Here is a 20,151-nt window from a genome sequence, read left to right as displayed (position 1 = left end):
TTGTCGTTTTAAAGTCGTCCTGCTATTATTCTTGCCACCACAGCAAAAAATGATGCTTTGCTGCGAGAAAAAGCCGCGCTCACTACGATTAGTTGTTCATACGACTAATACTAATTCGATTAATTTACTTGCTGATTTTTAGCAATTAACCCAATTAGTGTAGCTGGCTATAGATACTAAAATGCCGTCTAGCGTTAAGTCGGCTCGTGTATTCATTAAAACAACAAGTGAACTCTATGAAACCAAGATTTAAGTTAAGTGTTGGCGCACTCATTGTTGCCAGTACTTTTGCACTCTCTGCCTGCAAATCCACTGAAACTACAAATAAAGCGTTATCAGAAGCCGATGCAGTAGCATTTTTAGATAAGGCGTCAGAACAGTTGGTTGACCTTAACTTCCGCTCTAGCCGCTCAGCTTGGATTTACGCAAACTTTATTACTCACGACACTGCTTCTCTTACTGCGGACGTGAATGAGGAATACACCGCTGCGCTCGTGGAGCTTGCTAACCAAGCAGCACAATTTGATGGCTTGACGTTAAACGAAGATACTCGCCGCAAGCTTGACAAATTGAAGCTAAACCTGACATTACCTGCACCAAAAGATGCTGACAAAACAGCGGAACTTGCAAAGCTCACTGCAGAGCTTGATGGTATGTACGGCAAGGGCAAATACTGTAAAGATGATGGCACTTGTCTAAGCCTTGGCGACATGACGGCTAAGATGGCGAATAGTCGCGACTATGAAGAGCTTTTAGACATCTGGCAAGGTTGGCGAGAAGTGTCAAAGCCGATGCGTCCACTCTATGAAAAGCAAGTGGTACTTACCAATGAAGGTGCGAATGAGCTTGGCTACGCAGACACAGGCGCCATGTGGCGCAGTAAGTACGACATGCCAGCGGACGACTTTGCAAAAGAACTTGACCGTACTTGGAACCAAGTAAAGCCGCTATATGATTCGCTGCACTGTCATGTTAGAGCCAAGCTTGGCGAGAAATACGGCGAAGATAAAGTGCCTCAAGACCAGCCTATTCCTGCGCACTTGCTTGGCAATATGTGGGCACAAAGCTGGGGCAATATCTATGACTTAGTCGCGCCGGAAAACGCAGATCCGGGTTATGATGTAACAGCGCTACTGGCTAAACACAATTACGACGAAATCAAAATGGTAAAAGGTGCAGAAAAGTTCTTCACCTCTATGGGTTTTGCCCCATTACCTGAGACTTTCTACGAACGTTCTTTATTTATTAAACCACAAGACCGCGACGTACAATGTCATGCATCAGCATGGAACTTAGATGCCAAAGACGACCTACGCATCAAAATGTGTATCCAACGCACCGGTGAAGAGTTCTCAGTTATCCACCATGAACTAGGCCATAACTTCTATCAGCGCGCTTACAATCAACAGCCTGTGTATTACCAAGAAAGTGCCAACGATGGCTTCCACGAAGCTATCGGCGACACCATCGCGCTATCTGTAACACCTGGCTACTTAAAGCAAATTGGTTTGTTGGATAACGTACCGGATGAGTCAAAAGATATCGGTCTATTGATGAAGATGGCACTCGACAAAGTTGCATTTATTCCATTCGGTCTACTTGTCGACCAATGGCGCTGGAAAGTATTCTCTGGTGAGATTTCTCCAGCAGAGTACAACCAAGCGTGGTGGGAATTAAGAGAGAAATATCAAGGTGTTAAAGCACCAATTTCACGTACTGAAAATGACTTTGACCCAGGTGCAAAATACCACGTACCAGGTAATGTACCTTACACTCGTTACTTCTTAGCGCATATTTTGCAGTTCCAGTTCCACAAATCACTTTGTGAAATTGCTGGCAGCAAAGAAGCCATTCACCGCTGTTCTGTTTACAACTCGAAAGCAGCTGGTGAGCGTTTAAATGCCATGCTTGAAATGGGCAGCAGCAAACCTTGGCAACAAGCACTGAAAACGCTAACAGGTAAAGATGAAATGGATGCAACAGCAGTACTTGACTACTTTGCACCATTGCAAAAATACCTAGATGAGCAAAATAAAGGCCGTAATTGCGGCTGGTAATTGCTAGCAAATTTAAACTCAGAAACGGGCACACTCAATCGTGCCCGTTTTTTATTGGTTTAATTTTGTTACAGTTCAGTAACTTCCTTTTTTAGCGCCAATCATATACGCTCAAATCAAAGTCAGCCTACCGCTCTAGTAGTGAAAGTCTGTGTTGTCACTTGCAAGGATCCTTATGAATATAAAAAGAATTGGCCTAATTGCCATCTTTGAATTGCAACGCTTGTTTGCAACGAAACGCGGATGGATAGCCATCGCCGCATTTGTTTTGGTTTGGTACGCCATTTTGCGCTACGCCATTGCAGAAGCGGTATCCATTGTCAGCGACCCCAACTTCAAAAATATGATCCAGAGTTTTTCTGGCGTCGTTGGTATGCACCGTATTGCCCAATGGCCTGAAATGGAACTTGCACTATACTTAGTTTGGTCAATCTTTCTATTTCCTCTTTTTGTGATCTTTTCAAGCGCAGATCAAACTGTAGAAGATAGAACCCGCGGCACACTGAGATTTCTAACCCTGCGCACATCTCGCGCGGAAATTGTTGTTGGCCGCTTTGTTGGGCAGGTATTCAATACGTTGCTGCTCATAGCGATTTCTGCTGTAGGTGCTTGGATATTAATGGTGGTGCGCGACCCAAGCTTGTGGCTCACAGGGCTAAGTCGGGCTACATTAATTGTTTTAGAGCTAACGCTTATTACTGCGCCATTTATTGCCCTGATGTCTGTTGCTAATCACTTTGCTAACTCAAGCAAAATGAGTATGATTTACGCAATTTTAACCTACTTAACGCTCGCTACTTTGGTCGCTTTTGCACTTGAGTACAGCGCTTACGCGGAGTATCTGTTTTATCTTTTTCCTGGATTCCAAGGCACAGAAACCATCGCACAAAATATCAACCTCACTCGCTTTGCCACACCGGTGCTGCATAGCCTCGTGTTAATTGCAATTAGTTGTGAACTATTAAGAAGGCGCACGCTATGAGTAGCATTATTGAAGTTAATAATTTAGTGAAAGAGTATGGACGAAAGCGCGCACTAGATAACGTATCTTTTACCCTAAACGCAGGTTCCCCCATTGCGCTTGTTGGCCCAAATGGTGCGGGTAAAACCACCCTTTTTAGCACACTTTGCGGATATCTAAATGCAGATGCTGGCAATGTTCAGATTTTAGGTCACAAACCTGGCAGCGCTGCACTTTTTGGTCGCCTTGCCGCACTTCCACAGGATGCTCAGCTTGATCCAAGGTTTTCTGTCAGTAATCAGCTACGTTTATACGGACAACTTCAAGGTTTAGATGCGAAAGCGGCCGAGAGTGAAACGCACAGAGTGCTTGCGCTTGTCGACCTCAAAGACTGTTATCACGCCAAACCTCATGAGTTATCTCATGGCATGCGAAAACGTATCTGTATCGCCCAAACGCTACTTTCAAAGCCTGAAATTGTACTGCTTGACGAAGCCACGGCTGGATTAGATCCCGTAAATGCTCGTGAGATCAGAAACCTAGTAAAAAGGCTTCAATCTGAAACGACCTTTATTTTGAGTTCACACGATTTAGTGGAACTCGATGATTTGTGCGATCAAGTATTACATTTACAGCATGGTAAATTAACCGCAGTTGACCGCATCCAAGAAGCGGAGCTTACCACGCTGACTGTAAAACTTAAAGAGTCTGGCACCAGTAGTCACATGGCGCTTTTGAAAACCTTACAAGGCGTTGAAGAGGTGACAGTAAATGCCAGTGGCGCCCTGCTTATTGAGTACCGTAGCGGCCAACAGGTTGATATTGACGTACTCCGACTTTGCCGTGAACAGGGTTGGCGTTACAAGTCGTTAGTTAACGGTAAAACACTAGAAGATGAACTGTTCGGCTAGCGCACGGTTAGTTTAGTAAATTAAAAAAGCCTGCATCTTACAGGCTTTTTAAATGATTTATAACTTCGCCAGAAGCAAAGAGCCAGGTCGAGGTAAGCGAGGTAATATTGCTGGTGTTTTCGCATAATGTGCTGGTAAACGCTCTTTCAGCTCATTCACCTTTGTCTGGTTATTCAGTTTTTCGTATACATAGTATCTTAGGATATCTTGATATGTTTGATTTTCAGCGCTGGTTACAACATCACTGTTTAATACAGCTAATGCTTTATCGTAGTCTGCCATTTCAATGTAAGCGCGTGCCAAATCAGTAGCGCTACCGATTTGAAAGCGACTTTGCATTTTTTCAGATAGACTCTCTAATTGCTCTGCTGCCTGCTGATATTGCCCAAGGTGCATATAAGCTGATGCCAATCTGTTTTTTAAAAATGGCGGTTGGGTAGAGCCTTCAGGAAACCAATTATTGTAAGCGGTCAAGATTGCTTCGTATTGAGCTAGCTTATGATAGGTTTGGTCGAGCAAGGTAAAGCTTTTTACTTTTATATCCAGCTCTTCAAAACCATTTAACGAACCGCGGTTACTATGCCAATTTAAAATGTGTGAAACCGCTGCTTTAAGCTGTGTTTCATCATTCGATTTCGCGCCTTTCGCCCCAGCGAGTAGCTCTCTCAATTGCTGTTGATATCGCGCTGACTTTTCACTCTTTTGTATACTCGCTCCTTGTGTTACCTGCTTTTCAGAGACGATTTGGTTAGCAGCTAAGGCACTACAAGACAGTGCTGCCGTGATAATCATTAAATGGGATAATTTCATTTTCTTTTCCTTGTTTAGTGTTTTAACTCTTTGAATATTGAAACTTTTCGAGTGAGATACGGCTAATACTGAATGACCTAATGACGCATGTTCATACCGGTATTGATGTTCGGACAACAGTAAACTGGCCAAATCGTATCTATATTTATCACTCAGTTTTTCCATACAGCTTTCATCGCAGCTGAGTTCGATTTGTTGTCGCGCCAAATTTGCTAACAACAAACAGAATGGATTCCAAAAGAAGACGCTTTCAGTCGCACATATTAGCCATAACCAATATGTGTCCTTATGCTTGATATGCGTTAACTCATGCTCAATCACGGAATCGAGTTCTGGTCGACCTTTCATCTTAAAATCTAACCAAATGGTGTGCTGTAATGGGCCTGTCGTAATTGCTGGGGTACTCAATTCTGTAAATTTTACGGTGCAAAACGTGTGTAGATATTGATGCTCTTCACTGGTGTAGGCGCCCTTTTCGATGCCTCTTAGTAATCTTTTATACGACCATACTCTCGCTAAAAATAGTCCTCCACCTACCACTGTCAGAAATACAAACAAATTTGAAAACACTTGGTTTATGGTATAGCCAGAAAGCCAGTTTGATTCGGTTTGCAAAGTGCTTTGCTTGATGCTGTTCGGTGGAGTTGACCCTGAGTCTGAAATAGAACTCACCTCAATAGTGTAAAGCTCCAGATCTATTAAAAAAGGGGGTGGGGAAAGTTGCTGCCATGGAATTAGCCAACTCAATAACCCTACTACCAACACATAAAAGCGCGTTCGTGCAGGCGCAGTTTTCAGAAAATAGCAGCTAGTCAAACTAAACATGCTGAGCAAGCTTGCGGTGAGTAAGTAATCAAACATTAGTCGCTCTCTTTCTTCTGTTTTTTGCTCTTAAGTAGGTTTTGTAAATACTCAATATCATCATCGTCTAAACTCTCTTCTGTAATGAAATGAGCTATCAGGCTGCGTGAACTACCTTTAAAAAAGCGATCCATAAAACGCGGTGTTGCCTGCTGTGAAAGCGCTTGCTGAGTCACTTTTGCTTGATAGACGATTGACCTCCCCTGCTGACCACAGCGCTCGACCGCACCTTTTTGCTCTAGTCGATCTACGATTGTTTTGACTGTGTTATAAGCCACTTTTTTTGTTCTTGTATCATCTGCAAGAAGATATTTATGAAGCTCACTGGCAGTACATGCATTTTGTTGCCAAAGTAACTTCATCACGTCTAATTCAAATTCACTTAGTTTCACTTATCACCTCTACCACTACATCTGTAGTTTTCAACTACTACAAATGTAGTGGTTGGTACCCATGAAGTCAACTAGAAATTTTTGGTGGGACACAGAAGGTGAAACCTTTACATGAAAGCTGTATTACTTTGAAGGAAAGTGAAGACTGTGCAACAACTCCCCCAAGAAGCAGCATAAAATAGCGACGAAGGAGCGCGAGCTTGCTATTTTTCGTTCCTTGGTTAAAGCCTTTGTATGGATAATAACAACTCAAATTAGGGTAAAGTGAGACTCAAGTTTTAGCTACAACTAAAGCTCTCTATGTTGTAGTTCTATTGATCGCTGACACCCACCACTAATGTGTTAAAGCGTTTGTATGGTATTGATTACCCGTGGTGTCGACGAATGTGCTTAACTAAGCCCGCTTGATTAAACTCAAGTGAAACAATATTGGTTTTACTATATTCAATAGTTTTATCTAAATGAGCAGGTTTTACTTTACCTGATTCGGTCATTTTTACAAAGACGACATTAGCGCCAACCATTACCTCATTTATTTCTATTGAACTATGAATGACTTCATCTTTTAATTTATTAATCATATCCTCTCGGAGTTTAGATTTATCTGTATAAGTAAATTTAAATTTGACGTGTTCATCGATAAAGTCATCAGAAAGCAGTGAGATATAGTTTTCTATCTCTTTAATTGTTGTATTTGGCTGTTGACGCGCATTTTTTGCCGCTACAAATACTTTTGCTTTCTCAATTAGTTGCTCTGACGTGAAATTCTCGTGTGCACTACTAGAAAATGAAAAAAGAAAACAAAATAACACTAATATAAATTTATTCACGGTTCTTTCCTGATATACCTAGACATATTGACTCCCACATGGCACTTGTCTCCACCTCTTCGTGGGTTAGCTTAAAGCCAATGCCATAATTAGTTTGTCAAATAACTAAACAGCAGAGGCTAACATGAACAAACATAACATATTTTTCATTGGCTTAGGTATTTATAAAGAGCTTGTTAAAGTCGCTTAACGAGGCGCCCAACCCGTTCATTTTGGTCAAGAGTCAAATCGCTCAAATCGCTGCGCCAAATCGCTGACACCCACCACTAATTTGCACCTTCCTAAGATTCCGCCTACGCTTTAATTCTGCACTCAAAGGATTGAGGAAACCAAACTATGGCTACTGCCCGTAAAAAACAAATTAGTTTAACCGACACCAAATACTACCACTGTATCTCCCGTTGCGTGAGGCGCGCCTTTCTGTGCGGTGAAGATAAATTTACTGGAAAATCATACGAGCACCGCCGTGATTGGGTTGAAGAAAAGCTCCTGATGTTGGCAGATGTGTTTTGTATTGATATCTGTGCTTATGCCGTGATGAGTAATCACACCCACATTGTTTTATATGTTGATGATAAAAAGGCTAAGCGTCTGTCGGATAAAGCGATTGTGATACGATGGCACAAGTTATTTAAAGGCAATTGGATTAGCCAAAAGTTTATTGAAGATGAGCCACTCAATGAATCGGAGCAATTGATACTCAATGAGCATGTCGCCAAGTACAGGGAAAGGCTCGCAGATATTAGCTGGTTTATGCGCGTACTTAACGAAGACATCGCCCGCCGAGCAAATAAAGAAGATGGCTGTACAGGCCGATTTTGGGAAGGACGATTTAAATCCCAAGCATTACTGGATGAGGCGGCATTGGCTGCTTGTCTCGCTTACGTAGACTTAAACCCTATTAGAGCCAAAATCGCAGCAACGCCTGAAACCTCAGACTACACCAGCATCAAAAAAAGAATCGACCACGCTAAGTTGGGCAAACAACCAAAAAGTCTACTACGCTTTGCTGGCAGCCCAAGAAAACATATGCCTAAAGGCCTGCCTTTTGAACTCAAATCCTATATTGAATTAGTTGAGCTCACGGGCCAGTGTATTCGAGCCGACAAGCGAGGCTATATCTGTGAGTCTCAACCCATTCTTACTCGATTAAATATCGAACCTGAAAACTGGATAAAACTCACTACGCAGTTTTCTCGGGTATTTCACGGTGCTGTTGGCCGAGAGCGAACGATAACCGCTTACTGCGAAACACTGCAAAAACGACGACGGACAAACCTAACAAACTGCGAGCGCTTGTTGGCTTAGCAGAGCAAGCTTTTCAACTCTAGAATTTCTTACTGTTTTATTTACAGCGCGTTGTCGTGCGCGATAACCCGGTTTTAGTGTAGAGATACGCTTACCCGCCAAAGGTCATCCTATCTAAAAACGCTTTTGTCCATCCTCGTTTAAGTGTTTCCGTACTTTTAAATCTTACTTGCCAGCATAGATACAAATGATGGTGGGTGTCATTGACTCCATTAAATATAGAGCCTGAGAACTGGATAAAACTCACTACGCAATTTTCTCGGGTATTTCAAGGTGCCGTTGGTCGAGAGCGAACAATAACCGCTTACTGCGAAACACTGCAAAAACGACGACGGACAAACCTAACAAACTGCGAGCGCTTGTTGGCTTAGCAAAACTCACATTCTCAACTCTAGAATTTCTTACTGCTGTATTTGCAGCGCGTTGTCGTGCGCGATAACTCAGTTTTAGTGTAGAGATACGCTTGAGCGCTAAAAAATAACCTATCGATAAACGTTTTACAAAGTGACGGCTGTGCTTTCATACTTTTTTACTTCACCTCCTCAGTTTTGATGTTAATAGTGATGGGTGTCGCTTATTTTCTTATTGTGTAGAGATACGCTTGAGCGCTAAAAAATAACCTATCGATAAACGTTTTACAAAGTGACGGCTGTGCTTTCATACTTTTTTACTTCACCTCCTCAGTTTTGATGTTAATAGTGATGGGTGTCGCTTATTTTGCTGGTGGGTGTCATCACTTCATCATCATTTTTGCACGTCCTTCTTGCTTGATTTGTTAGGCAGTATCGGCTGATTAGCTGAGATAAGATGGCTCGTATAAACTGTTTTCCAGCCAATATTCTCAATAAACTTCTCGTCATCATTATATTCCTCTAGCTTATCAAGCAATGAATCTATCCAGCCGTAGTACTCCCACCCATTGCCCATAAGTAAAGATAATTGGTTGAATTTTATTTCAATATCGAGATTAAACTGATATGTGTGATCTTCATCGAAACGATCAAGCCCCAAGTACAGCTGTTCAAACTTTCTTGGCCACACACTGCCAAAACCTTCAAATCTAGGGTTTATGTTCAACTCAAATACTTTCGTACTGATTTTGATAGCGCCATTAGCTGTACGCTCAAGCGATGAGTCTTTTGGGAGAGTAAGTTCAAAATGATTAAATATTGCGCCTCCTTCTCCTGAAGCCCAAACTACTTTTCCAAGAGACTCATCACCCCCTCCATGACCCATAAAAGGTGCTCTTTCATTCATTGGCTTTGTAAATAGCTCAAAAATCTTGTTTTTAAATAGGAAGTCAGGAAGGTCTTCTCTTGTGTATTCTTTAAGGATGGATTGATCTATTTCATTTTTGGCAAAGTATGCTTGAATATGCATGGATAGCTGTTCAAGGATTGTGTACTCAATTGTTTGCAGAATAAGGCTATTGGAGTCTAGTGTGCTTTTACCTTTTTTTAGAGGCCTGCACTCTATAGGATTTTCATCCCATATTTTCTTAAGAGCAGGGTTTTCTGAAAACGCCGATATAAGATATTCAGATACCTTTTCACTGATTTTGTATTCTGGTACTTCTACTGGCATTAGTCCTTTGTCGGTTTTTTTAAAAACAAGAGACCCTTCATATCTAATAGTTCTCTCTAACCCATTTAGAATTCGGTACGCTACAAACATCACTAGAAGCAATATTGATGTCAGGGAGATAATTAGTACTGATGGAGTAGCTAAATCGAATAACTCAATGCTTACGGCGCCGAATATTCCAACAGAAAGACTAAGAGCTATAGCAATCAATAGGATGTCAACAAAACCTCCCTTTAATGTCATCAGTCTGGATAATATATTCCTGTCTTTCAAGCTTAACTCCTTTTTGTACTAGTGCTTCGTACTACATCTGCCTAACACTTTAGTATTTATGCGACACGCAGTTTGTGTTACATAATCGCTTGTTGGACTGAGCTGCTACCTGCTCGGTGTGACAGAGTTGGTGTTGTTTATGCTATAGCTTACTTAGAAAAAATAGGCTTTTTGAAGGCTTTCACTTTCCTAGCTAGTGTAATCAGTTTAGCTAGTGTTATGTAAGCTTTCCCTGCATTGCTCAGCGCTTATTATGTATTCATTACACCTAAATTTTCCTTAATAAGCAATTATATTTTTTAGCGTACAGAGGCCGCTAGCCTGAGCAATTAAGCAGGTTAACTAATTGATTTTGAGCAGCTATCGAGCTGCTAACTCGTTCGGTCTACTTTGGTCGGTGTTGCATCTAACTTGAATACACCAATTAGCCGCAAGATACCTACCTTACAATGCTGACAAGGCCAATGCGGTATCAATGTCACGTTTTCTCCTGTCTTTGGCCTCTTTGCTCTGCATGTGCATGACGCCTGCGACCTTATCAGCGCTAACTTTCGCTTGCGACATGCATTGGCTAAAAAACCGTAATGTCGAATACGCATAAATCCTTTCGGTAATTAATACATGCTGCAAATAACGCCGTAAGAATTCGTCATTACTCAGTGTCATCACTTTATCAAGATTATCATCTGCGTAATCTCGGTATTTGAAGCTCACCGACTGTGCATTCGCTGATACTAAACGTGCTTTGTTATACACGCAGCATTAGAAATGGCTGTCCTTCTTTCTCTCTTTCTCCTCCTTTTGCATCTACCTCCTCCTTTTATCCATCCCCATTTGTGATATCACTCGCTTGGCATTGTCGGCACACGCCATGTCACCCGGTTTGGCTTCTATGTCATTAAGGATGGAGTTTAATTGTCGTTTGTTGTCTGCAAGCTTTTTCTCCATCAGTTCAATATCAGCAAGTTTTTGACGTAAAGCGTTAAGTAACTGATCATGTTTCCAGTCACTTAGATCACTCGGAAGTAATTTACTCAACTCATCTAAACTAAAGCCTGCCTTTTGACCATTTGAAATTAAATGCAATACAGTTTCAGCTTCAGGGGGATAGATCCTATAACCATTGGCAGCGCGCTTAACTAATTTAAGTAGGCCAATATCCTCATAGAATCGAATTTTCGACGTCGCCAAGCCTGTTCTTTTTGATAATTCACCAATTTTCATAAACTCGAGTTCCTACTGCACTCAGTCTGCTACCTTAAATGAAAAAATCTGTGCTTATCCCAAACAATAGCAGATAACAGAAATTAAGTATTGACCTTCAAGTTTACTTTAACCTTATGCTTGCACAAAACAGATACAAATTAAGGTAATTTTTATGCAAACAATACTTGGAGCAAACGGCCAAATTGGTAGTGAACTCGCCCGAGCTTTAAAGAAAGACTTTACCGATAACATTCGTCTTGTCAGCCGAACACCAAGAAAGATAAACAACACGGACGAATTACTCAGCGCTAATCTACTTGACGGCAGTCAAACGCAAAAAGCAGTAGCAGGCTCTAAAATTGTTTACTTAACCGCAGGACTGCCGATTGACACAAACATGTGGGTTGAGCAATTTCCTATTATGATGCGAAATGTCATCGATGCGTGCACAAAACATAATGCCAAATTAGTGTATTTTGATAACACCTATATGTATCCGCAAAGCAATGAACGTCTCACAGAAGAAACACCTTTTTTGCCATATGGCGAAAAAGGCCAAGTTAGACCTAATAGCGAATACGCTGCTCGATGCGATGAGTACAGGCCAAGTCAATGCGATGATTTGCCGCGCGCCTGAGTTTTATGGACCGGGTAAAACGCAAAGTATCACCAATACAACGGTTCTTGATAAGCTGCGAGCAGGCGATGCTGCGAAAGTATTTATCAGCGATAATACGTTACGTACCTTGATATACACGCCAGATGCTAGCAGAGCAATGGCGTTACTAGGCAATACCTCTGATGCGTATGGCCAGACATGGCATCTACCATGTGATGACAATCGACTCACTTACAAGCAAATCGTTAACTTAGCGAGCGAAATACTCGGCATTCAAGGCAAGTATTCAATATTAAAGAAATGGCAGCTATCACTTCTAAGCATTTTTAGCAAACCTATAAGAGAAACACGAGAACTGTTACCTCGATATGCAGTCGACAACATATTTGTATCAGAAAAATTTAAGCAGCGCTTTACGGAGTTTGAAATTACCACTTACCGAGATGGACTAACAACAACTCTCAAGGAATGACGACGTTATTTAATACCTAGCTCATTAGGCGTTAAGTTAAGTGCTACAACTAACACACGCTTTGGCGAGGAACAAACACTTAGATTGCTAAACTTGGACTCTGTACGGGAAATTGCCCCGCACAGAGTTGATGCTTTTTATCTCATCCCTTTAAGAATTTCGACAATTTCTAGGGTGTTTTCAAGTACCCTGATGACCCTACCTTCAACGCTTATCGTTACCAAATCCCGATCTCTGTCGCGATAAATCACTTTGCCATGGTCGTAGATATCTGGATCTAAGCGTTCTCCAACTTGGAGCTTTTTTTGCCAACCTGGTGGAAGTGGCTTGCCCTGCTTCAACTTTTTCTCAAGGCCCGGTGGTAACTTCTCCGGTTTAGCATTCGCCTGATTTAAACCTAAAGTCAGACTAAAGGTAAGTAGAGAAAGTACAATAACTTTATTCATAACAACCTCTCTTTTAGCGCGGCATCATGCGCTTTGTGAACACAATGCCGTCTATAAAGTATTGTTAATAGTTTGAAATAAAGCTTATTGATATAAACTGAACAACAATCACTAATATTTAGATTGATTTAGTTTTGTTAACGCTTTAACGGAGAAACGTTCAATGGCGATCCCCAACTGAAGTCCAAACTTCTCAGCAACGCCTTTTTTAGCTTTATAAGCCACTTTATAAAGTTGGTGACTTTCATTTAGTGACATGAGTAAATCGTCACTGGTTGATATTTCATCAACTAGTTTAAGTTCTAACGCTTGTGTACCAAACCAATGTTCTCCAGTGGCCACTTTCTCAATATCGAGCTCGACACGATTATCAGAGACAAAGTGTTTGAACAGACCATGCGTTTCTTCAATCTCCTCTTTAAACTTTTCTCTGCCTTTATCCGTATTTTCACCAAACAGCGTGAGTGTACGCTTATACTCACCAGCGGTTACCATTTCAAAGTCAACGTTATTCTTTTTCAATAAACGATTGAAGTTGGGGATCTGCGCAATCACACCGATTGAACCAATAATTGCAAATGGCGCTGCAATAATCTTATCTGCAACGCAGGCCATCATATATCCGCCACTTGCAGCAACCTTGTCTACACAGACGGTTAGAGGAATACCTGCTTGCTTAATGCGCGTAAGTTGCGATGCACCAAGTCCATAACCGTGAACAACCCCACCACCACTTTCTACAGACACTACAACCTGATCCTTTTCTTTATCTGCAATCGTTAAAATAGCGTTGATCTCTTCTCTTAAACCCGAGACTTCGTGAGCGTCCATACTCCCGTTAAATTCAAGATAAAAAACATTTTTCTCTGTTTCTTTATCTTTATTTTTTTGCGCTTTTGATTGCGACTTATTTAGGGCTTTTAGCGCCTTTTTATCAAGCGTTTGCTGCAAAAACTGCTGCTTAGATTGCGCCAAGCTGTCGCTTAAATCGGTAACTTCTATTTCGCCCTTTTTCGATTTTGGTTTTGAGCTTGCTCCCACCATCAAAATAATGACTACTGCAATACCAAAGATAACGGTTACTGTCTTGGCTAGAAATAACCCATATTCAAACAAAAATGCCAAGTCGTTCTCCTCATTTAGCTCATAAAGGGGCCCATTTAACTCAATATTAAATAGACACAAAAAAGGCCGCTAGCTGCGGCCTTTTATAGTCTCGAAAAATGTCTTAGTTTGCAACAACATCCGGGTTAGATACTTGTAAAACCAAACCCTTTGACTTCAAGAAGCTTGCAACTTGTGTTTGCATTTCGAGTGAAGCTGCGGCGTGTCCTGCTGCTGTACCACCGGCTCTTTCATCAAAGCCTGTCGTCAAGATTGAACTATGATGGCCCTGAGAGAACTTCACTACATAACTTCCAGGTGTTCCGTCTTGACTCATTTGCGTTTCGCTTGCAGGCATTAAGCCCATGAAACCAGCAAGTGGTAAGCTACCTGACAAGAAGCTGCGTTCTGTTGTTGGAGGAATAACCAAGTCAGCAGCATTGCCATCAACACCACCCGTAACAACGCTCATATATACTGGCGTTTGTAGCGCTTTCACGGAAGCTGCATAGTTAAGTGGATCGGCACTGCCTAATGCCGTTTGTGCTGCAAAACCAAACTGCGTCACCGTGCCATCAATCAGTGCAAGTGTTGCGGTATCTTCAGCCGCCTCTAGCCCTGCTCTAAAGGTTGTATAAGCACACGACACAAACTCACTTTGTACGGCAGCAAGCGTACCACAGTCAGCAATTGCGCCTTCTTGCAGATAGGTATTAAACGCTTGCGATGCTAGGTTACCTGCAGAGCTCAACACTGAACCTTGTACAAACGGGCCAAATGATTTTGATTCAATCAAGAAATTAGCAATACCCGAACCACCACTTGCAAGCGCTGCTGACTCAACTTTAAAGAAGCCATCAATTGCTGGATTTAATGGTGTATTGGTTTGTGCAAGGAAGCTTGGGCCTACAATAGAACCAAGTGAGTGACCTAAGTAACTAACTTGTTGAGTATTAAAGTTAACTTGACCGCCAGATGCTAGATTGATGAAGTTTAAGCCTAAACGTAAACCCATTAAATCTGCTGCTGATTGCTTTAAGTTATCACGCGCAACTAACAACGATGTTAGGTTCATGTAGGACAACACGCTACCTGTCGAGGCATTAAAATCATCAGTGCCATCACCATCGATATCTAAACCGCGAGCACCGTGCATTGGATGATCAATCGCAACTGTGGCAAATCCTGCTTGTGTTAATGACAACGTCAAACCAAGCATGTCTTCTTTTTTACTCGTGATACCATGTTGCAAGATAACAACAGGCCAGCCGCCTTCTGGGCGCTGAGACTCATCCGCAGGCATTGTGATTTGCACAGGAACATTAGCAAGCCACTGCTCTTTAGGGATTGGATTGTACTTAGTTAAGAACTTAGTACCATCTAAACCTAAATCTCTCAACTTTCCACCCGAAAGTGTATTACAAGCAATATCATTTGGTTCTGTTGGCTCTGGTAAACCACCAGCTTGCGCCGCATATCCAGCGACAGCTACCGCGCTGTCGCAGCGAGCTTGCCAATAGGTATCAGCTAGCGCAGAGATATCTTTATTTTTTGGTTGTGATAAGTACTGAGGTAGTTGTATTTGACCTTGCAATAAACGCACGCTTCTAAAAGCAGGTAAAATAGCATCAGGCACTTTTCCTACAAGGGCATCAGCAACGGTGATCACCGGTTGTGCAGGTACAGCGACAACAGGGTTAGCACCGCCCTGTAGTTTAGCGGCTAACAATTGCTTAGTCGCCGCCAATGCGTGACCAGTCGACTGTGTCGTCATTGCTGCAGTATATATAATCTCTTCTTTACTCACCGAACCCGCTGCAGTTACCGCCCCTTCATAGCTACGAATCACAGCCTGAAGAGACTTCTGAGCATCAGTTACCAATGGCGCGTCTTGGCGCAATAAGGTGTAAGTCGAAGAGGCATCTACACTTTGACCTTTTGAGTCTTTAAGACCTTTGGTCAAAACAGTAATGTACGTAGTTTCAGGTTTGAATGGTTTAACTGGGATAATAACTAAACCGTTACCTGTGCTATTAGCCATGGTAACGAAATCACCATCAGGGCCAAATTGTAATTCAGCAATTGGCTTACAAGCGATACCTGAAGGCACCTGAGCACAGTCTTCGTCGGTTTGTAATGGTCCACCCATTGCAACTTCAAAAATTCGTACAGAGCCCGGGGTCATGACGCTTTGCGCATCGAGTGTCAAACCATTCGGTGTCGTCATGTCGATAACGTAAGGCATTTGCGTCGACCAACCATCTAAGGCGCCAATCACAATACTTGGGTTTGCGTAGCTTGCACGCGTTACCAGAGGGTTACCTTCACCATCTTTCACTCCTAACATTTCGTCAGGTAGGTTTAAGGTACCGTCTTGAGTGCCGGATAAAAGAATATCGTTTGGAACTGAGATCACACCACCTGATGGATCAAATTTAACAGAAATCGTTGGAGAAACGGGTGTAGTATCATTTTTTACATCTTCTAACGTTTCACCGCCTCCACAGCCAGCGAGTGCTGCTGATACTGCGAGTGAGAGTAGCATTTTTTTCATTTTATAGGCTCCGACATAATCTTATTATTATTGTGATAATTCTCGTTAAATCTATGTAATTGCATTTTTAATAAGACATTAGACCAGTTAAACTTAACTCAAACTTTGTTATTTCGCCAGCCATATTTACAATAAATTCGCTAACTTGCTACGGCATTGTGATAAAATAGCCCAAACATCTTAATTGGAGTCCAGAATGCAGACTTATCAAGCTCCTGAAAACGCACTTGCGAATAAAACGATACTAGTAACAGGTGCCGGCGATGGCATCGGCCGTGTTGCGGCGATTAATTACGCCAAATATGGTGCAACGGTTATTCTATTAGGCAAAACCACCAGTAAACTAGAAGCCGTTTATGATGAAATTGTTAACGCCGGTTACCCACAGCCTGCAATTGTACCTTTAGATTTACGTGGTGCAACCAAACAACACTTCCGAGACTTGGCTGCCACCATCGAGCAGCAATTTGGTAAGCTCGATGGCTTGCTAAATAATGCTTCTATTTTAGGCTCTTTAGGTCCAATGGAACACTTTTGCGTTTCAACCTTTGAAAACATAATGAAGGTAAACGTAACAGCCCAAGCGGTGATCACTAAATCGCTATTCCCTGTAATGAGAAAAGCGCCTAATGCTTCTATCGTCTTTACTTCATCGGGTGTAGGACGTAAAGGTCGTGAGTTTTGGGGAGCGTATGCAATTTCTAAATTCGCAACCGAAGGTATGATGCAAACTTGGGCCGAAGAAGTGGGTAAAACCAATATTCGCATCAACTGCATTAATCCTGGTGCAACAAGAACAAGTATGCGTGCATCAGCATTCCCAGGTGAAGATAAAGATAAACTAAAAACACCTGAAGAATTAATGCCAACATACCTGTACTTGATGTCTGATGACTCAATCGGAGTTAATGGCCAATCTTTAGATGCCCAAACCTACTAACTAGCACTTTAAAGGCTGCAAATCCACAATTGCAGCCTTCTATATTACCTAAGTTAATCTCTCGGCAAGGTTTCAAACGCCAGCACTTGCTCTAATTTTTCATCCCACTTCGCTTTACTCGCGATAAATAGATGTGCAGTTGGCGTAAGACTCGGCGCATCATCTAAGCTACCAGCTGGTACCACTAAACCAACAGGCTGCTGGTTTGGTAATGCAGAGCCACAACGAGCACAAAAGGCTTTAACGTGCTTAGTATTCGGTAAAGTAAAGCGGGTTATTAACTTTTCGCCCGCAAGCCAAGTTAGCACTGCATTTTGAAAAAATAGATTCGCAGCATGTGCGGAACCAGTGTCTTTTTGACAATACTCACAATGACATAGATAAAAGCCCTGCGCGTTGCCCTCTACAAGATATTTAACCTGACCACACAGACAACTACCAGCAAACGTCTCTTTCATTTGAATTTCCTTATCAAATACAAAAACACCAGCTAGGCTGGTGTGGTGTTTTAGAAAAGCTTAAATTACTTTCTTCTCGGGGTTTTGACCCTTTGATTATGCTTTTTCACTGCTTTGCGGATCTTATTAATTTTCGCGCGCTTGTCTTTACGCTTTTCTGGCATGACCGACAACTTAGTTTGCTGCTCGGCTCTCATACTCACCGATTTGCGTAAGTAGTTAACATCTTCTAATTTTAATTCTTCCCATCCACCTTGTGGCAAACGCTTGTTAAGCTCTAATTTACCATAACGGATACGGATCAAGCGCGACACTTCAACACCTTGTGACTGCCAAAGACGCCTGACTTCACGATTACGCCCTTCGGTCAGTGTTACGTTGAACCATTTATTCAGGCCTTCACCACCAAGTGGCTTAATCTTAAGGAATTTTGCAGGACCGTCTTCTAGCTCAACGCCTTTGGTTAATGTACGCAACGTTTGATTTGTTACTTCACCAAATACGCGAGCAGAATATTCACGTTCCACTTCGTATTTTGGGTGCATCAAGCGATTAGCTAGCTCACCATCATTGGTAAAGAGCAACAGGCCTGATGTATTGATATCTAATCGCCCAATAGCTATCCAACGGTCACCATCTAACTTAGGTAGCCTATCGAATACAGTACGACGACCTTGAGGGTCGCGACGAGTACACAGCTCACCTTCAGGTTTATGATACATAAGTACGCGACAGATGCGCTCTTCTTGCTGCTCTATTTTAACAATATGTCCATCTACACGGATCACCGAAGTCTCTTCCACTCGGTCTCCTAGCTTGGCAACTTTTCCATCTACACTTACGCGGTTAGACTCAATATACTTTTCCATTTCGCGTCTTGAGCCAACGCCTGCTCTTGCCAATACTTTTTGTAGTTTTTCACTCATTCAGATGGTTCTCTCACAGAAGGATCGTTTAATAACTGTTCTATTTTCTCATTATGTTGTTCAGGTAATCGAGGTAATTCCCCAAGACCAGATAATGAGAAGTAATCTAAAAATTGTTTTGTCGTTGCATACAATGCAGGCTTACCCGGTACCTCTTTGTAACCCACCACTTTTATCCACTCGCGATCTATCAAGCTTTTGATAATATTAGAACTCACGGTGACCCCGCGCACTTGCTCTATTTCGCCTCGAGTGATTGGTTGTCGGTAAGCAATCAATGCCAAAGTCTCAAGTGTAGCACGTGAGTATTTTGGTGCTTTTTCCTGCCACAGTTTACTTAGCCAAGGGCTCAAGCTCGGGCAAGCTTGAAAACGGTATCCAGTACCAACCTCAACCAGCCTTACACCGCGAGTTTGATAATGATTTACCAGTGTTTCCAGTGCCTGATCAATACGCGGTGATGACACGCTGATATCTTCCAGCACAGTTTCTTTTAAGCGCTTTTTAGATAACGGCTTATCTGAAACGAAAATCGCTGCTTCAACCAATTCAACCAGTTGTTCATCGCTAACGCGTCTTTTCATATTTTATGCTTGAAGATAAAAATGCGGAGTATAGCAGAGGCTGCAGCCATCCCCTAGCCTTTTAAATGCAGGTAAATCGACGCTGCGGTTGCTGACTGAATATAGTCAACTAATTGCTCCTTAATGAGTTCGAGCATGGCAATAAAAGTAACCACCACACCACTGCGCCCTTCGTCCAAGGTAAAAAATCGCGCAAATTCTACCGGCTTATTCTGTTCTCGTAGCAATTGCAATATAAAGCTCATACGCTCTCGAGTCGAAAGTGCTTCTGCGGATATATGATGGTGCTCAAAGGTCTTGGCTCTAGCCATCACTTCCGACAGCGCCAAAAGTAATTCCCTCAGTTCAATGTCTGGGAATTCTGGCTCAGAGTCGGTACTACTGTCTACCAACGCATGAGCGACAAAGATATCACGCTCAACACGAGGGATATCATCTAAGTTCTCAGCAGCTTGCTTAAATTGCTCGTATTCCTGCAAGCGCCTCACTAGCTCCGCTCTGGGATCTTCCTCTTCCTCTAACTCTTCGTGTTTTGGCAGTAGCATTCTTGATTTTATTTGTGCCAGCAAGGCTGCCATCACCAAGTATTCACCCGCAAGTTCGAGCTGCATGTCCTTCATCATTTCAACGTACTGAACATACTGCTGAGTAATACTAAAAATCGGTAATTCTAGAATATCTAATTTATGTCTTTTAATAAGGTAAAGCAGTAAGTCCAACGGGCCTTCAAAGGTCTCTAAGATAACTTCTAGGGCTTCGGGGGGAATATAAAGATCTTCCGGCTTTTCAATTACCGCTTCACCGTGTAAAAAAGCCAGCGGTAATTTCTGTTGGAGTGCTTCTGTCATCTCAACA

General features: G+C 42.2%; 19 protein-coding genes and 2 pseudogenes. 8 read left to right on the top strand and 13 right to left on the bottom strand.

Going from position 1 to position 20,151, the window contains the following annotated elements; translation table 11 throughout:
- The first annotated feature begins 236 nt into the window (after positions 1 to 236).
- The 3 genes from DS891_RS02545 to DS891_RS02535 all read left to right on the top strand — a co-directional run bounded on the left by DS891_RS02545 (position 237) and on the right by DS891_RS02535 (position 3,929).
- Positions 237 to 2,057 carry a M2 family metallopeptidase gene (locus DS891_RS02545; protein WP_174168758.1) on the top strand — a complete coding sequence of 607 codons (1,821 nt, stop codon included), beginning with the start codon at positions 237 to 239 and terminating at the stop codon, positions 2,055 to 2,057.
- A gap of 175 nt (positions 2,058 to 2,232) precedes the next feature.
- Positions 2,233 to 3,039, top strand: coding sequence for an ABC transporter permease subunit (locus DS891_RS02540; RefSeq protein WP_174168757.1), 807 nt, complete (start codon positions 2,233 to 2,235; stop codon positions 3,037 to 3,039).
- Entirely contained in the window at positions 3,036 to 3,929 is an 894-nt protein-coding gene (locus tag DS891_RS02535; RefSeq protein ID WP_174168756.1) for an ABC transporter ATP-binding protein, read from the top strand. The genes DS891_RS02540 and DS891_RS02535 overlap by 4 nt, the downstream gene beginning before the upstream one ends.
- Before the next feature lie 57 nt (positions 3,930 to 3,986).
- Here DS891_RS02535 and DS891_RS02530 read toward each other — a convergent pair whose 3' ends face one another.
- The 3 genes from DS891_RS02530 to DS891_RS02520 all read right to left on the bottom strand — a co-directional run bounded on the left by DS891_RS02530 (position 3,987) and on the right by DS891_RS02520 (position 6,822).
- Entirely contained in the window at positions 3,987 to 5,600 is a 1,614-nt protein-coding gene (locus tag DS891_RS02530; RefSeq protein ID WP_174168755.1) for a M56 family metallopeptidase, read from the bottom strand.
- Entirely contained in the window at positions 5,600 to 5,992 is a 393-nt protein-coding gene (locus DS891_RS02525; protein WP_174168754.1) for a BlaI/MecI/CopY family transcriptional regulator, read from the bottom strand. The genes DS891_RS02530 and DS891_RS02525 overlap by 1 nt, the downstream gene beginning before the upstream one ends.
- Positions 5,993 to 6,357: 365 nt before the next feature.
- Positions 6,358 to 6,822, bottom strand: coding sequence for a nuclear transport factor 2 family protein (locus DS891_RS02520; protein WP_174168753.1), 465 nt, complete (start codon positions 6,820 to 6,822; stop codon positions 6,358 to 6,360).
- A gap of 336 nt (positions 6,823 to 7,158) precedes the next feature.
- On the opposite strand from DS891_RS02520, the gene DS891_RS02515 reads away from it, so the two are divergent.
- Together DS891_RS02515 and DS891_RS24420 are read left to right on the top strand one after the other, a co-directional pair.
- Positions 7,159 to 8,130: a transposase gene (locus tag DS891_RS02515; RefSeq protein WP_174168752.1), complete on the top strand. Its 972-nt coding sequence runs from the start codon at positions 7,159 to 7,161 to the stop codon at positions 8,128 to 8,130.
- A gap of 203 nt (positions 8,131 to 8,333) precedes the next feature.
- Positions 8,334 to 8,501, top strand: a pseudogene (locus DS891_RS24420) (transposase); the annotation flags it as partial.
- 373 nt (positions 8,502 to 8,874) lie between these two features.
- Here the strand turns inward: DS891_RS24420 and DS891_RS02510 are convergent.
- From DS891_RS02510 to DS891_RS02500, 3 genes and pseudogenes are all read right to left on the bottom strand, one after another.
- Positions 8,875 to 9,987 (bottom strand): hypothetical protein, encoded by a 1,113-nt coding sequence (locus tag DS891_RS02510; RefSeq protein ID WP_174168751.1) that lies wholly within the window; start codon positions 9,985 to 9,987, stop codon positions 8,875 to 8,877.
- A 371-nt stretch (positions 9,988 to 10,358) separates the two neighbouring features.
- Positions 10,359 to 10,701 (bottom strand): annotated as a pseudogene (locus tag DS891_RS02505) (transposase); the annotation flags it as partial.
- A gap of 93 nt (positions 10,702 to 10,794) precedes the next feature.
- On the bottom strand, positions 10,795 to 11,211 hold the full coding sequence (locus DS891_RS02500) for a MerR family transcriptional regulator (protein WP_174168750.1): 417 nt from the start codon (positions 11,209 to 11,211) through the stop codon (positions 10,795 to 10,797).
- Positions 11,212 to 11,365: 154 nt separating this feature from the next.
- On the opposite strand from DS891_RS02500, the gene DS891_RS24415 reads away from it, so the two are divergent.
- Together DS891_RS24415 and DS891_RS24410 are read left to right on the top strand one after the other, a co-directional pair.
- The gene (locus tag DS891_RS24415) at positions 11,366 to 11,830 is read left to right on the top strand and encodes an NAD-dependent epimerase/dehydratase family protein (RefSeq protein WP_254605652.1); all 465 of its coding nucleotides are present in this window, start codon (positions 11,366 to 11,368) and stop codon (positions 11,828 to 11,830) included.
- Complete coding sequence (locus DS891_RS24410) at positions 11,787 to 12,284, top strand: hypothetical protein (protein ID WP_254605650.1); 498 nt, start codon at positions 11,787 to 11,789, stop codon at positions 12,282 to 12,284. The genes DS891_RS24415 and DS891_RS24410 overlap by 44 nt, the downstream gene beginning before the upstream one ends.
- Positions 12,285 to 12,421: 137 nt before the next feature.
- On the opposite strand, the gene DS891_RS02490 is transcribed toward DS891_RS24410, so the two are convergent.
- From DS891_RS02490 to DS891_RS02480, 3 genes are all read right to left on the bottom strand, one after another.
- Entirely contained in the window at positions 12,422 to 12,730 is a 309-nt protein-coding gene (locus DS891_RS02490; protein ID WP_045988126.1) for a hypothetical protein, read from the bottom strand.
- A gap of 111 nt (positions 12,731 to 12,841) precedes the next feature.
- Complete coding sequence (gene sohB / locus DS891_RS02485; protein ID WP_174168749.1) at positions 12,842 to 13,855, bottom strand: protease SohB; 1,014 nt, start codon at positions 13,853 to 13,855, stop codon at positions 12,842 to 12,844.
- Positions 13,856 to 13,958: 103 nt separating this feature from the next.
- Positions 13,959 to 16,388 (bottom strand): VolA/Pla-1 family phospholipase, encoded by a 2,430-nt coding sequence (locus tag DS891_RS02480; RefSeq protein ID WP_174168748.1) that lies wholly within the window; start codon positions 16,386 to 16,388, stop codon positions 13,959 to 13,961.
- Positions 16,389 to 16,584: 196 nt separating this feature from the next.
- Here DS891_RS02480 and DS891_RS02475 point away from each other — a divergent pair, with 196 nt between their 5' ends.
- Positions 16,585 to 17,328 carry a YciK family oxidoreductase gene (locus tag DS891_RS02475; RefSeq protein ID WP_010604961.1) on the top strand — a complete coding sequence of 248 codons (744 nt, stop codon included), beginning with the start codon at positions 16,585 to 16,587 and terminating at the stop codon, positions 17,326 to 17,328.
- Between the two features lie 53 nt (positions 17,329 to 17,381).
- Here the strand turns inward: DS891_RS02475 and DS891_RS02470 are convergent, their stop codons facing one another.
- The 4 genes from DS891_RS02470 to DS891_RS02455 form a co-directional block, all read right to left on the bottom strand.
- Positions 17,382 to 17,786: a GFA family protein gene (locus tag DS891_RS02470; protein ID WP_174168747.1), complete on the bottom strand. Its 405-nt coding sequence runs from the start codon at positions 17,784 to 17,786 to the stop codon at positions 17,382 to 17,384.
- A gap of 65 nt (positions 17,787 to 17,851) precedes the next feature.
- A complete protein-coding gene (gene rluB / locus DS891_RS02465; RefSeq protein ID WP_128726396.1) occupies positions 17,852 to 18,712 on the bottom strand; it encodes a 23S rRNA pseudouridine(2605) synthase RluB in 861 nt (286 codons plus the stop codon).
- Positions 18,709 to 19,296 (bottom strand): SMC-Scp complex subunit ScpB, encoded by a 588-nt coding sequence (gene scpB / locus DS891_RS02460; RefSeq protein WP_010378581.1) that lies wholly within the window; start codon positions 19,294 to 19,296, stop codon positions 18,709 to 18,711. The genes rluB and scpB overlap by 4 nt, the downstream gene beginning before the upstream one ends.
- Before the next feature lie 53 nt (positions 19,297 to 19,349).
- On the bottom strand, positions 19,350 to 20,144 hold the full coding sequence (locus tag DS891_RS02455) for a ScpA family protein (RefSeq protein WP_174168746.1): 795 nt from the start codon (positions 20,142 to 20,144) through the stop codon (positions 19,350 to 19,352).
- Positions 20,145 to 20,151 lie beyond the last annotated feature (7 nt).

The sequence above is a fragment of the Pseudoalteromonas sp. JC28 genome, assembly GCF_013319255.1.
GTDB lineage: Bacteria > Pseudomonadota > Gammaproteobacteria > Enterobacterales > Alteromonadaceae > Pseudoalteromonas.
This window is presented reverse-complemented; position numbering and strand designations above follow the sequence as displayed.